The 12860-nt window shown below is 71.9% G+C and carries 11 protein-coding genes and 1 pseudogene; 6 read left to right on the top strand and 6 right to left on the bottom strand.

All coding sequences use genetic code 11. The annotated features are described in order from the left end of the window. Positions 1-181 precede the first annotated feature (181 nt). The 3 genes and pseudogenes from FB563_RS45440 to FB563_RS10265 form a co-directional block, all read right to left on the bottom strand. Positions 182-562: pseudogene (locus tag FB563_RS45440) on the bottom strand (histone H1-like repetitive region-containing protein); the annotation flags it as partial. 21 nt (positions 563-583) lie between these two features. Beyond that, a complete protein-coding gene (locus FB563_RS10270; RefSeq protein WP_142218611.1) occupies positions 584-796 on the bottom strand; it encodes a hypothetical protein in 213 nt (70 codons plus the stop codon). 432 nt (positions 797-1228) lie between these two features. Continuing rightward, the gene (locus FB563_RS10265; RefSeq protein ID WP_055708673.1) at positions 1229-1897 is read right to left on the bottom strand and encodes an MOSC domain-containing protein; all 669 of its coding nucleotides are present in this window, start codon (positions 1895-1897) and stop codon (positions 1229-1231) included. A gap of 80 nt (positions 1898-1977) precedes the next feature. Here FB563_RS10265 and FB563_RS10260 point away from each other — a divergent pair, with 80 nt between their 5' ends. Further along, positions 1978-2877, top strand: a complete 900-nt coding sequence (locus FB563_RS10260; protein WP_055708665.1) for a LysR family transcriptional regulator — start codon at positions 1978-1980, stop codon at positions 2875-2877. A gap of 157 nt (positions 2878-3034) precedes the next feature. On the opposite strand, the gene FB563_RS10255 is transcribed toward FB563_RS10260, so the two are convergent. After that, the gene (locus FB563_RS10255; protein ID WP_055708666.1) at positions 3035-3364 is read right to left on the bottom strand and encodes a WhiB family transcriptional regulator; all 330 of its coding nucleotides are present in this window, start codon (positions 3362-3364) and stop codon (positions 3035-3037) included. A 380-nt stretch (positions 3365-3744) separates the two neighbouring features. On the opposite strand from FB563_RS10255, the gene FB563_RS10250 reads away from it, so the two are divergent. From FB563_RS10250 to FB563_RS10235, 4 genes are all read left to right on the top strand, one after another. Beyond that, positions 3745-4356: a response regulator transcription factor gene (locus tag FB563_RS10250; RefSeq protein ID WP_003948568.1), complete on the top strand. Its 612-nt coding sequence runs from the start codon at positions 3745-3747 to the stop codon at positions 4354-4356. A 936-nt stretch (positions 4357-5292) separates the two neighbouring features. Then, positions 5293-5880 carry a sigma-70 family RNA polymerase sigma factor gene (locus tag FB563_RS10245; protein ID WP_030641278.1) on the top strand — a complete coding sequence of 196 codons (588 nt, stop codon included), beginning with the start codon at positions 5293-5295 and terminating at the stop codon, positions 5878-5880. A gap of 164 nt (positions 5881-6044) precedes the next feature. Then, entirely contained in the window at positions 6045-7550 is a 1506-nt protein-coding gene (guaB, locus tag FB563_RS10240) for an IMP dehydrogenase (protein ID WP_055708667.1), read from the top strand. Positions 7551-7695: 145 nt separating this feature from the next. After that, the gene (locus FB563_RS10235; protein ID WP_055708668.1) at positions 7696-8820 is read left to right on the top strand and encodes a GuaB3 family IMP dehydrogenase-related protein; all 1125 of its coding nucleotides are present in this window, start codon (positions 7696-7698) and stop codon (positions 8818-8820) included. Positions 8821-8887: 67 nt separating this feature from the next. Here the strand turns inward: FB563_RS10235 and FB563_RS10230 are convergent, their stop codons facing one another. Further along, entirely contained in the window at positions 8888-9451 is a 564-nt protein-coding gene (locus FB563_RS10230) for a hypothetical protein (protein ID WP_055708669.1), read from the bottom strand. Between the two features lie 169 nt (positions 9452-9620). Then, a complete protein-coding gene (locus tag FB563_RS10225) occupies positions 9621-10829 on the bottom strand; it encodes a nucleotide sugar dehydrogenase (RefSeq protein WP_055708670.1) in 1209 nt (402 codons plus the stop codon). A 280-nt stretch (positions 10830-11109) separates the two neighbouring features. Between FB563_RS10225 and FB563_RS10220 the strand changes: the two genes are divergently transcribed. Continuing rightward, positions 11110-12819 carry a glycerol-3-phosphate dehydrogenase/oxidase gene (locus FB563_RS10220; protein ID WP_079048977.1) on the top strand — a complete coding sequence of 570 codons (1710 nt, stop codon included), beginning with the start codon at positions 11110-11112 and terminating at the stop codon, positions 12817-12819. The last annotated feature ends 41 nt before the right edge of the window (positions 12820-12860 follow it).

Below are 12860 nucleotides of genomic sequence, written 5' to 3'. Positions count from 1 at the left end.
ATTGACCCGGAGCGCCCGCGTCCGCTCCCCTCGACCAAGGGAGTTGGCCGCCGCGTGTCCCGGTACGACGGCCCCCGCGGCCCTGCGAACGCGGCCCTCGCAGGGCCGGCCCCCCACAGCGAACCCAAACCCGCACAAGGCCGCCCACTTTGCGGCTGCCCGCCTGCCGGCTGTTTGCCTCGGGGCTGCCTGCCTTGGGGCTGCCTGCGTTGCGGGGCCGTCTTCCGGATGACCGTCTTCCGGCTGCCCGCCTCTCGGTCGACCGCCTTGCGGCTGACCGTCTTCCGGCTGCCCGCCTTGTGGCTGCCCTTCTTCCGGCCGACCGTCTGGCGGCCGACCACCCTGCGGGGGCCGTCTTCCGGATGACCGTCTTCCGGATGACCGTCTTCCGGCTGCCCGTCTTGTGGCTGACCGCCTGCCGGTCGACCGCCTTGTGGTTGCCTGCCTTCCGGATGACCGTCTTCCGGCTGCCCGCCTCTCGGACGACCGCCTCTCGGACGACCGCCTTGCAGCTGACCGCCTTCCGGTCGCCCGCCTTGCGGCTGCCTGCCTTGCGGCTGCCTGCCTTGCGGCTGCCCGCCTCTCAGTCACCCGCCTTGCGGCTGTCCGCCTCCCGGTCGACCGCGCGTCTGCCCGTCTTCCGGTCGCCCGCCTTGCGGCTGCCCGCCTTGCGGAGGCCGTCTTCCGGCTGCCTGCCTTGCGGGGCCGTCTTCCGTACGCCCGTCTTGCGGCTGTCCGCCTCCCGCTCGACCGCGCGGCTGACCGTCTTCCGGTCGCCCGTCTTCCGGTTGTCCACCTGCCGATCGCCCGCCTTGTGGCTGCACGTCTTGCGGCTGCCCGCCTTGTGGCTGCACGTCTTGCGGCTGCCCGCCTTGCAGGGGCCGTCTTCCGGCTGCCCGTTTCTCGGACGACCGCCTCCCGGCTGCCCGCCTCCCGGCCGACCATCTCCTGGGCACCGCCTTCCAGCCGACCTTCCAGCCGACCTTCCGGTCGGCCCGATCAGCCTGCTTGGCCTGTTCAGCCCGGCTGTCCCGGTTGGCCTGCCCGGCTCGGTTGGCCTGCCCGGCCTGGTCGACACGGTCGGCCCGCTCAGCCCCCCGACCCGCCAGCTCCCCGGCCGCCAGCCCCCGGCCTGCTCAGCCCCCCGGCCCGTCAGCGCCCGGCCCCACCCCTCCCGGCCCGGCCCCCCGGTCCGGTCAGTTCGCCGTCGGATTCGGCTGACGGCTGATCAGCCCGGCTGTTCCTCCACGTACTTGCGAGCCCGCCTCAGGGACTCCGAGTGCAGGGCCTCGCCCGCCGCGAGCAGTCGCGGCAGCAGCTCGCGCTCGGTGGTGACCGCGCGGAACTGCAGCGCTGCCGTCACGCCGTGGTCCGGCCGGTGCACGATCTCGATCGGATCGCCCGCCCGTATCTCACCCGGTTCGATCACCCGGAGGTAGGCACCGGTTGCGCCCTTCTGTGTGAACCTCCTGACCCAGCCCCGTTCGCCCAGATGGCCCTGGAACGTACGGCACGGGATCCGACCCGAGGTCACCTCGAGGACCAGCCCGGAACCGATCCGCCAGCGCTCGCCGATCAGCGCCCCGGAGACGTCCACCCCGTCCGTCGTCAGGTTCTCCCCGAAGCAGCCGTTGGCCAACGGTCGGCCGAGTTCGCGCTCCCACTCGTCCAGGTCCTCGCGCGCGAAGGCGTACACCGCCTGCTCGTCCCCGCCGTGATGCCGCAGGTCGCACACCGCGTCACCGGCCAGCCCGCTCGCACCGACGCCCTTGGGGCCCGGCGCCGCCACCCGCACCGGCCCGTCGGCCGGCTTCTTGTCGATGCCTGTCACGCCGTCCGCCTGGTCCGTGTACGGCACCGGCTGCGGACGGCCCAGATTGACCGAGAGGAGCTTCATGACCGCACGGTACGGGACCACACCTCAAAGCGTCGAGCGAATATCGCGCACCATCCCCAAGCTGCCCTTATGCTCAAGGGGTGATCGAGGCCCGTCATCTCCGTGTCCTGCGCGCCGTCGCCGCCACCGGCTCCTTCTCGGCGGCGGGGCGCGAACTGGGCTGCACCCAGCCCGCCGTCAGCCAGCAGATGAAGGCACTGGAGACCTCGGTCGGCACTCCGCTGCTGGTCCGCAGCGGCCGCGAGATGCGGCTGACCCAGGCCGGGGAGGCCCTGGTCAGGCACGCCTCCGGCATCCTCGCGGGGCTCACCGCGGCCGAGGAGGAGGTCGCCGCCATCGCGGGCCTGCGTGCCGGCCGGGTCCGGCTGGTCTCCTTCCCCAGCGGAAGCTCCACCCTGGTCCCCACCGCCCTGGCCGCCCTGCGCGCCGCCCACCCCGGCACCCGCGTCTCCCTGGAGGAGGCCGAGCCCCCGAGGTCGGTGGAGCTGCTCCGCGAGGGCGACTGCGACCTGGCCCTGGCCTTCCGCTACGAGGGGGCGGCGGTCGCCGAGGAGTGGGACGACCTGGTCGTACGGCGCCTGCTGATGGACCGCCTGGTGGCGCTGGTGCCCGAGCGGCACCGGCTCGCGCGCGCGGAGAGCGTCGCCATCGGCGAGCTGGCTCAGGAGCCCTGGATCGCGGGCTGCCCGCGCTGTCGCGGCCAGCTGGTCGAGGTCTGCGAGGGGGCCGGTTTCACCCCGCGCATCGACTTCGCCACCGACGACTATCCCGCGGTGGTCGGCCTGGTCGGCGCGGGCCTGGGGGTCGCCGTACTGCCCCAGCTGGCGGTGGAGTCGGTACGGCCCAGAGGCGTGCGCACGGTACGGCTGGAACCCGCGGTACGCCGCGAGATCGTCGCCCTCACCCTCCCCGACCTGGCCCAGGTGCCGGCCGTGGCGGCGACCCTGGAACAGCTGGCCCGGGCAGCGGGGCGCGGCTAGGGGGCGGAGGGCGGCCGGGCGCCCGGGCCGCGGTCGTACGGCGGGGAATCGTGGCCCCCGGGCGGCGGCAGAATCAAGGGCACGCGCGTGGTGACGCGGCGTGCCCTGGCGGAGGGAAATGGCGCACCCGGAGGAAGGTGGGTGCAGAAACGTTCCTTCAATGGTTCGGGGTGGTATCCGCGCCGGCGGCCGAGGCCGTCACCAGACGGTTGCGCGCACGCCCCATCAACTCCTCACGCTCGTCCTCGGTCAGGCCGCCCCACACGCCGTACGGCTCGCGTACCGCCAGTGCGTGCGCCGCGCACTCCGCGCGGACAGGGCACCTCATGCAGACCTCCTTGGCCGAGTTCTCGCGAGCGCTCCGAGCCGCCCCGCGCTCGCCCTCGGGGTGGAAGAAGAGCGAGCTGTCCACGCCGCGGCAGGCAGCCAGCAGCTGCCAGTCCCACAGGTCCGCGTTCGGTCCGGGAAGGCGGGAGAAATCTGCCATTACGTGACCCCTTGTAGCCGTTCTGAGCGGATACGGTGCCATCGACCGTACATCTCCGGTCTAAGGAGATGAAAATATGACTCATTGCGAATCTAGCCTCAGACACCGTGAAACGGGAAGAAAAGGGGCCGAAAGGGGCATAGTTGTGATGAAAAGTTGAGGGTCTGTTGTGCGTGTCTGCCCCGTGTCGAGCCCCTCACGTAGAGTGCCGAAGACGGCACGTAGCCCCGTAACTCTTTCGAGTGACCGTCGTTGAGAGTGCGGAGGCGGTTGAAAACACAAGCGCTCGGGCAGGCGTCCGAGGCGGTCGACCGCACAGGTGACGATTCCGTACCAGCCTGGAGGCTCAAGGTGACGCGCATCAGCTGCGGAGGGCGGTCATGACATCCGTCCTCGTCTGCGACGACTCCCCGCTTGCCCGAGAGGCGCTCCGCCGCGCGGTCGCGACCGTGCCCGGTGTCGAGCGCGTGACGACGGCGGCCAACGGCGAGGAAGTCCTCCGCCGCTGGGGCGCCGACCGCTCCGACCTCATCCTGATGGACGTGCGCATGCCCGGCCTGGGCGGCGTGGAAACCGTGCGCCGTCTGCTGTCCGCCGACCCAGGCGCGCGCATCATCATGCTCACCGTCGCCGAGGACCTGGACGGCGTGGCCCTCGCGGTCGCCGCCGGTGCCCGGGGCTACCTGCACAAGGACGCCTCACGCGCGGAGCTGCGCGCCACGGTGACGCAGGCCCTCGCCGACCCGACCTGGCGGCTGGCCCCGCGTCGGCTCCGCTCGGCCGAGATGGGCGCCGCGCCCACGCTCACCGCGCGCGAGATCCAGGTGCTGGAGGGCATGAGCCACGGCCGGTCCAACGCCGAGATCGGTCGCGAGCTCTTCCTGTCCGAGGACACCGTCAAGACGCACGCGCGGCGCCTGTTCAAGAAGCTCGGCGCCTCGGACCGGGCCCACGCGGTGGCGCTCGGCTTCCGCTGGGGACTGGTCCGGTAGACAGTGCCCAGCCCTGCGGGGCAGGCGGGGCCCGCCCGGCGCCGGGCATCACACCCGGAGCCGGACGTGTGTCCGCCTCCCACGGCAGCAGCGGGACGTCTCACCGGCCCTTTCGGGCAGCCCTCGGGCCGAGGCGTCCGGGCGCCGTGTCCCGGCCCTGCGCGGGCCTGGACGAGGGCGGCCTGGGGCGGCGCCGTCGGTACGGCGGTCGTGGCCGTCGGTACCGGGGTCGAAGCCGTCGGTCCTGGCCGTCGGTCCCTGGCCGTACCGGTGTGTCTCGGCGGCACGCGCGCGTGCGCGCAAGTGCCCTGCGGCTCCGCCGCCGTACCGGCGTGCCCTGCCCGGCTCCGGCGCCCGCACCTGTCCTGGCGCCGGTGCGCCGGGTGGACGATCGCCCCTGCGGGGGCGTGGTGCGCGCGGCCGTCCGGCCCGGCAGGCCCCGGGCCCGGTCCAGGTCCCCTTTCACCGGAGGAGGTCGGGTGCCGGTGAAACACCTTGACGGGTGTTCCGGTTGCCCGTGGCAGCGGTCGTGACGGGCCCTCGCGGCGTGGACCCGGTCACACCCGGGGAGCCGCGCGGCAGGCGGTCGGCCGGCCGGGCGCCCGACCGGGCCGACGGAGATCCACTTCATGAACACCCGTGGTCGGCGCCGCGCGGTGAGGCGCGGGACCCTCACGGCCGGGCGGTCCGCGCCCCGGGCGTACGAGTTCCGGGTGGCGCTGCGGCGGGCGGTGCGTACGTCGGCCCGCCGGACGCGCGCTGCTCGTTTCGGCGCGGATGCCGCATCCTTGAGATGTGGAGTCTCTCGGGGACGAGTCGGTCGAGCGGAAGGGGAGGGCGCAGGAGATGAGTGCCGGCGCACCTGCTCATAACGCTTCGGTGCACAACCACGAGCACAATGCGACGGACCGGACGGCCACAAGGCACCATGGACCGATGCGCGACGACGAGGCGGGCACGGCCCATGGGGCGATCGGTGCGCTCGTCCATCGCGCCGTCGACGGTGACGAGCAGGCCACGCACGATCTGCTCGCCCATGTCCACCCGCTGGCGCTGCGCTACTGCCGCACCCGGCTGTCCAGGCTGCCCGGCGACGCGCGTCACTTCGTCGAGGACCTCGCCCAGGAGGTCTGCGTCGCGGTCCTGCTCGCGCTGCCCCGCTATCGCGACACCGGCCGCCCCTTCGAGGCGTTCGTCTTCGCCATCGCCTCCCACAAGGTCGCCGACCTGCAGCGGGCCGCCATGCGCCACCCGGGTTCGACGGCGGTGCCCTCCGACGAGATGCCGGAACGGCCCGACGACTCCCTCGGCCCCGAGGAGCGCGCCCTGCTCAGCAGCGACGCCGAGTGGGCCAAGAAGCTGCTGGCCAACCTGCCCGAGAACCAGCGCGAACTGCTCCTGCTGCGGATCGCCGTGGGCTTGACCGCGGAGGAGACGGGGCAGATGTTGGGAATGTCACCCGGCGCCGTCCGGGTCGCCCAGCACCGGGCACTGAGTCGCCTGCGCGCGCTCGCCGAGCAGTAACACCCTTGTACGAAGCACCTGCAGGTCCCTTTGCTGAACAGGCGTGCTTCGGTTTCCGTACGAACATACGAAGCCTGAAGTGACCCCGTACCGTGGAATTTGCTAGCGATGCTTCCCGTTAGCATGGACATCCGCACCGATCAAGGCCATTTGGGGAAGGTGTCATGACTGCAAACGTCGACGGAGTGCCCGGTAAATTCGCGACACTCGGGCTGACCTACGACGACGTGCTGCTGCTGCCGGGCGCATCCGAGGTGCTGCCCAACGCGGTCGACACCTCGTCCCGTATCTCCCGCAATGTCCGGGTGAACATCCCGCTGCTGTCGGCGGCGATGGACAAGGTGACCGAGTCCCGCATGGCGATCGCCATGGCCCGGCTGGGCGGGGTCGGTGTGCTGCACCGCAACCTCTCCATCGAGGACCAGGTCAACCAGGTCGACCTGGTGAAGCGGTCGGAGTCCGGCATGGTCACCGACCCGATCACGGTGCACCCGGAGGCCACGCTCGCCGAGGCGGACGCCCTGTGTGCCAAGTTCCGCATCAGCGGCGTGCCGGTCACCGATCCGGCCGGCAAGCTGCTCGGCATCGTGACCAACCGCGACATGGCCTTCGAGAGCGACCGCACCCGCCGCGTGCACGAGGTCATGACCCCGATGCCGCTGGTCACGGGCAAGGTCGGCATCTCCGGCCCCGAGGCCATGGAGCTGCTGCGCAAGCACAAGATCGAGAAGCTGCCGCTGGTCGACGACGAGGGCGTGCTCAAGGGCCTGATCACGGTCAAGGACTTCGTCAAGGCCGAGAAGTACCCCAACGCCGCGAAGGACGCCGAGGGCCGGCTGCTCGTCGGTGCCGCGGTCGGCGCCAGCCCGGAGGCGCTGGAGCGGGCCCAGGCGCTCGCCGAGGCCGGTGTGGACTTCCTGGTCGTGGACACCTCGCACGGCCACAACAGCAACGCCCTGAGCTGGATGTCGAAGATCAAGTCGAGCGTGGGCGTCGACGTGGTCGGCGGCAACGTCGCCACGCGCGACGGCGCCCAGGCGCTGATCGACGCCGGTGTGGACGGCATCAAGGTGGGCGTGGGCCCGGGCTCCATCTGCACCACCCGTGTGGTCGCCGGCATCGGTGTCCCCCAGGTCACCGCCATCTACGAGGCGTCCCTCGCGGCCCGTCCGGCCGGCATCCCGCTGATCGGCGACGGCGGCCTGCAGTACTCCGGTGACATCGGCAAGGCGCTCGCCGCCGGCGCCGACACGGTGATGCTGGGCAGCCTCCTGGCCGGCTGTGAGGAGTCGCCGGGCGAGCTGCTCTTCATCAACGGCAAGCAGTTCAAGTCGTACCGCGGCATGGGTTCGCTGGGCGCCATGCAGTCCCGCGGTCAGGGCAAGTCGTACTCGAAGGACCGCTACTTCCAGGCCGACGTGACCGCCGACGAGAAGCTCGTGCCCGAGGGCGTCGAGGGACAGGTGCCCTACCGCGGCCCGCTCGCGAACGTCCTGCACCAGCTCGTCGGCGGCCTGCGCCAGACCATGGGCTACGTCGGCGCCGCCACCATCGAGGAGATGGAGTCCAAGGGCCGGTTCGTGCGGATCACCTCCGCGGGCCTGAAGGAGAGCCACCCGCACGACATCCAGATGACGGTCGAGGCGCCGAACTACAGCAACAAGAGCTGAAACGGCGTCCCCACGGGCGCGTGACGGCCATCGACGGCGGCTCCGGAACCTCCGGGGCCGCCGTTGTCGTCCCCGTGGCGGGCTTCTGTCGTACCCGTCGGCGATACTGGAAGGCGCTGCAACGCATAGGGAAAGGCCTAGAGACGTGACTGAGATCGAGATCGGGCGCGGCAAGCGCGGCCGCCGGGCGTACGCCTTCGACGACATCGCCGTCGTCCCCAGCCGCCGTACGCGGGACCCGAAGGAGGTCTCGATCGCCTGGCAGATCGACGCCTACCGCTTCGAGCTGCCCTTCCTGGCCGCCCCCATGGACTCGGTCGTCTCCCCGGCCACCGCGATCCGCATCGGCGAGCTGGGCGGCCTGGGCGTCCTCAACCTCGAGGGCCTGTGGACGCGGTACGAGGACCCGCAGCCGCTGCTGGACGAGATCGCCGAGCTGCCCGCCGAGCGGGCGACCCGCCGCCTCCAGGAGATCTACGCGGCGCCGATCAAGGAGGAGCTGATCGGCGCCCGGATCAAGGAGGTGCGCGACTCCGGTGTGGTCACGGCGGCCGCGCTCTCCCCGCAGCGCACCGCCCAGTTCTCCAAGGCGGTCGTGGACGCGGGCGTCGACATCTTCGTCATCCGTGGCACGACGGTCTCGGCGGAGCACGTCTCGTCCTCCCACGAGCCGCTGAACCTGAAGCAGTTCATCTACGAGCTGGACGTCCCGGTGATCGTCGGCGGCTGCGCCACCTACACCGCCGCCCTGCACCTGATGCGCACCGGCGCGGCCGGCGTCCTGGTCGGCTTCGGCGGCGGCGCCGCGCACACCACGCGCAACGTCCTGGGCATCCAGGTCCCCATGGCCACGGCCGTCGCCGACGTGGCCGCGGCCCGCCGTGACTACATGGACGAGTCCGGCGGCCGGTACGTGCACGTGATCGCGGACGGCGGCGTCGGCTGGTCCGGCGACCTGCCCAAGGCGATCGCCTGCGGCGCCGACGCGGTGATGATGGGCTCCCCGCTCGCCCGCGCCACGGACGCGCCCGGCAAGGGCCACCACTGGGGCATGGAGGCGGTCAACGAGGAGCTGCCGCGAGGCCAGAAGGTCGACCTGGGCACGGTCGGCACCATCGAGGAGGTCCTCACCGGCCCGTCCCACACCCCCGACGGCTCGATGAACCTCTTCGGCGCCCTGCGCCGCGCGATGGCCACCACCGGCTACAGCGAGCTGAAGGAGTTCCAGCGGGTCGAGGTGACCGTCGCGGACAGCCAGCACCGCCGCTGACGCGCGGACGGCATACAGGGCCCGGCCACCGACGAGGTGGCCGGGCCCTGCCCCTTGCGGGAAGGCGTTACAGGGCGGCCTTCTTGGTGCCGGAGAACGCGGCGAACCCGGCGATGGCGAAGAAGACGAAGGTCAGCGGGTCGGCCTCTTCCTTCCAGGCCTTCTGGACGATGTCGAAGTGGTCGAAGAAGACCGTGGAGAAGCTCAGCCCGCTCGCCTTGGCGCCGATCATCGCCTCGCCCACCAGCTGGCCCAAGTAGACGGAGGCCAGGGACAGGACGACGGCCGCGATCGGAAGGACGGGGTTGCGGCCACCCGCCTTGCCCGCCGCGACACCGACGACGAAGCCGACACCGACGGCCGCGTAGCCGATCTCGTGCTTGGTGGCGCCGATGATGACGCCGTAGAGCGCGGCGGCGGCCACGGCGGCGACGACCGCGGCGACCAGGCCGAGGACCAGGTTGTTCCGGCCCGGCGCGGGCGGCGCCGGCGGGGCGAACGCGCCCGGCTGGGGCACCTGCGCCCCCGGCTGCGGCGGGTACGGCGCGTCGGCCGGGGCCTGCTGCGCGTACGGGTTGCCCTCGACCGGACCGGGCTGCGAAGGCTGAGGCGGTGGAGCTGACTGGCTCATGACAGAAATCCCCCCGATATGGAGCACGACTGAAAGGACGGAAACGGAAACGGAAACGGCACCGCGCGCACGCGCGCGTGCGCTCGCCGTACACGTGTGCGGCGAGTCCGGGGGAGACTAACAGCCGGGGACGACAACACCCCCGGCCGTTTTCCGTTCGTGACCGCGCTCAGAGCCGGTGCGCCGCCCCCGTGGGTGTGGCTCCGCGCGTGTCCAGCAGCAACTGCGCCTTCACCGACAGCCCCTGCAGGTCGTACGTGCGGTGCTGCTGGAGCAGGATCGTCAGGTCGGCGTCGGCGGCGGTCTCGTAGAGCGAGTCCGCGCGGGGGACCGGGCGGTCGAGGACGTTCCAGGAGGCCACGAGGGGGTCGTGGTAGCTGACGGCGGCGCCCAGCTCCATCAGCCGGATCGCGATCTCCTGGGCCGGTGTGCCCTGCAGGTCGGCGAGGTCGGGCTTGTAGGTGACGCCGAGCAGCAGCACGCGCGCGCCGCGGGCGGACTTGCCGTGCTCGTTGAGGAGGGTGGCCGCGCGCTGGACGACGTACCGGGGCATCCGGCTGTTGACCTGCTGGGCCAGCTCCACCATCCGCAGGGTGCGGGTGGCGTGCCCCGTCAGGTCCTGGGGGACGCCGTGCCCGCCGACGCCGGGCCCGGGGCGGAACGCCTGGAAGCCGAAGGGCTTGGTCTCGGCGCACCGGATCACGTCCCACAGATCGACGCCCAGCTCATGACAGAGCACGGCCATCTCGTTGACCAGCGCGATGTTGACGTGCCGGAAGTTGGTCTCCAGCAGCTGCACGGTCTCCGCCTCGCGCAGTCCACGCGCGCGTACCACCTTGTCGGTGAGCCGGCCGTAGAAGGCGGCGGCCGACTCGGTGCAGGTGGGGGTGAGGCCACCGATGACCTTGGGGGTGCTGGCGGGGGAGTGGTCGCGGTTGCCGGGGTCGACCCGGCTGGGCGAGTAGGCGAGGTGGAAGTCGCGGCCGGCTCGCAGCCCCGAGCCCTCCTCCAGCAGGGGGCGGAGGAACTCCTCGGTCGTGCCGGGCAGCACCGGCGACTCCAGGATGACCGTGGTGTGCGGGCGCAGCTGCTGGGCGAGGGCGCGGGCTGCCGCCTCCACCTGGCCGAGATCGAGTCCCCCGTCGGCGCCGCGCGGGGTCGGCGCGCAGATCACCGCGGTGCGCACCCGGCCGAGCTGGGCCGGGTCGGTGCCGGGCCGGAAGCCCGCGGCGTGCATCCGGCGCAGCTCGGCGGCGCTGAGCGAGCCCGCCTCGGGGCCGGTGGCGTAACCGATGGTGGGGATGCCTGCGGCGACGGCGGCCTGGGCGAGCGGCAAGCCGTAGGGGCCGAGTCCGATGACGGCGAGGTCTGCGGGCATGGCGTGGGCCGTCCTTCCCAGTAGCCGAAGCGGGACAGGTGCGCAAACGCTGTGGACAGGGTGCGCGAGTGCAATGTCAGACTAGGTACACATATGACCGTCATGTGTGATTCTGTTCGTGTGTCTTGCAAGGGTTGTGCTCGAGTTGTCCACAGGTTGGGAACCCGTGGTGGCTGAAGTCGGGCAACCCGGTCAGAATTTGGGCATGAGGAGGGGATGAACCGGGCTTCGCCCACCGGGTGCGGCCGACGCGAGCGAGTCTGCGACAGCGGGAGGCAGCGTGAGGACAGCGACTCTGGGGCCGACCCAGCGCGCCGAGGCACTGGCGGCGATGGCGGAGCGGGAACTGGACGTGCTGGTGATCGGTGCCGGAGTCGTCGGCGCGGGTACCGCGCTGGACGCCGTCACGCGCGGCCTGTCCACCGGCCTGGTCGAGGCCCGCGACTGGGCGTCCGGCACCTCCAGCCGGTCCAGCAAGCTGATCCACGGCGGGCTGCGCTATCTGGAGATGCTCGACTTCGCCCTCGTACGGGAAGCCCTGAAGGAGCGCGGACTTCTCCTGGAGCGGCTCGCCCCGCACCTGGTCAAGCCGGTGCCGTTCCTGTACCCGCTGCAGCACAGGGGCTGGGAGCGGCTCTACGCCGGCTCGGGCGTCGCGCTCTACGACGCGATGTCCATGGCCCGCGGCCACGGCCGGGGCCTGCCCATACATCGTCACCTGAGCCACCGTCACGCCCTGCGCGTCGCCCCCTGCCTGAAGAAGGACGCCCTGGTCGGCGCCCTGCAGTACTACGACGCCCAGATGGACGACGCCCGCTTCGTGGCCACGCTGGTGCGCACGGCCGCCTCCTACGGCGCGAAGGCGGCCAACCGCGCGCGCGTGACCGGGTTCCTGCGCGAGGGCGAGCGGGTGGTGGGCGCCCGGGTGAAGGACGTGGAGGGCGGCGGGGAGTACGAGATCCGCGCCAAGCAGATCGTCAACGCGACCGGGGTGTGGACCGACGACACGCAGGCCATGGTGGGGGAGCGGGGCCAGTTCCACGTCCGCGCCTCCAAGGGCATCCACCTGGTCGTGCCCAAGGACCGCATCCACTCCACCACCGGCCTGATCCTGCGCACCGAGAAGTCCGTCCTCTTCGTCATCCCCTGGGGCCGGCACTGGATCGTCGGCACCACCGACACCGACTGGAACCTCGACAAGGCCCATCCGGCCGCGTCCAGCGCCGACATCGACTACCTGCTGGAGCACGTCAACTCGGTGCTCGCGGTGCCGCTCGGCCGCGACGACGTGCAGGGCGTGTACGCCGGTCTGCGCCCGCTGCTCGCCGGCGAGTCCGACGCCACCAGCAAGCTGTCCCGCGAGCACACGGTCGCCCATCCGGTGCCGGGACTCGTGGTCGTGGCGGGCGGCAAGTACACCACCTACCGCGTGATGGCCAAGGACGCGGTCGACGCGGCGGTGCACGGCCTGGACATGCGGGTCGCCGACTGCGTGACGGAGGAGACCCCACTGCTGGGCGCGGAGGGGTACCAGGCGCTGTGGAACGCACGCGCCCGGATCGCCGCCCGCACCGGTCTGCACGCGGCCCGCGTGGAACATCTGCTGAACCGGTACGGCTCCCTGGCCGAGGAGCTGCTGGACCTCGTCGCCGCCGACCCCTCCCTGGGGCGGCCCCTGCAGGGCGCCGAGGACTATCTGCGCGCCGAGGTGGTGTACGCCGCCTCGCACGAGGGCGCCCGGCACCTGGACGACGTCCTCACCCGCCGCACCCGCATCTCCATCGAGACCTTCGACCGGGGCACCCGCAGTGCCCGTGAGGCGGCCGAGCTGATGGCACCGGTCCTCGGCTGGGACAAGGACCAGATCGAGCGCGAGGTCGAGCACTACGAGAAGCGGGTGGAGGCCGAACGCGAGTCGCAACTCCAGCCCGACGACCAGACGGCGGACGCGGCGCGGCTGGGCGCACCGGACATCGTTCCGCTCAGCTGAGGAGGCCCCCGCCCCGGTCCCCCCGCGCGGCCGTGGGACAG

This window comes from Streptomyces puniciscabiei, assembly GCF_006715785.1.
GTDB lineage: Bacteria > Actinomycetota > Actinomycetes > Streptomycetales > Streptomycetaceae > Streptomyces > Streptomyces puniciscabiei.
The sequence above is the reverse complement of the archived record's forward strand: the minus strand, read 5'-3'. Positions and strand labels throughout refer to the sequence as shown.

Excerpts from the sequence above, each read along its gene's own strand:
- FB563_RS10265 (WP_055708673.1), bottom strand. The coding sequence starts at position 1,897 with ATGAAGCTCCTCTCGGTCAATCTGGGCCGTCCGCAGCCGGTGCCGTAC.
- FB563_RS10255 (WP_055708666.1), bottom strand. The coding sequence starts at position 3,364 with ATGGCAGATTTCTCCCGCCTTCCCGGACCGAACGCGGACCTGTGGGAC.
- FB563_RS10250 (WP_003948568.1), top strand. The coding sequence starts at position 3,745 with ATGACATCCGTCCTCGTCTGCGACGACTCCCCGCTTGCCCGAGAGGCG.
- FB563_RS10245 (WP_030641278.1), top strand. The coding sequence starts at position 5,293 with ATGCGCGACGACGAGGCGGGCACGGCCCATGGGGCGATCGGTGCGCTC.
- guaB (WP_055708667.1), top strand. The coding sequence starts at position 6,045 with ATGACTGCAAACGTCGACGGAGTGCCCGGTAAATTCGCGACACTCGGG.
- FB563_RS10230 (WP_055708669.1), bottom strand. The coding sequence starts at position 9,451 with ATGAGCCAGTCAGCTCCACCGCCTCAGCCTTCGCAGCCCGGTCCGGTC.
- FB563_RS10225 (WP_055708670.1), bottom strand. The coding sequence starts at position 10,829 with ATGCCCGCAGACCTCGCCGTCATCGGACTCGGCCCCTACGGCTTGCCG.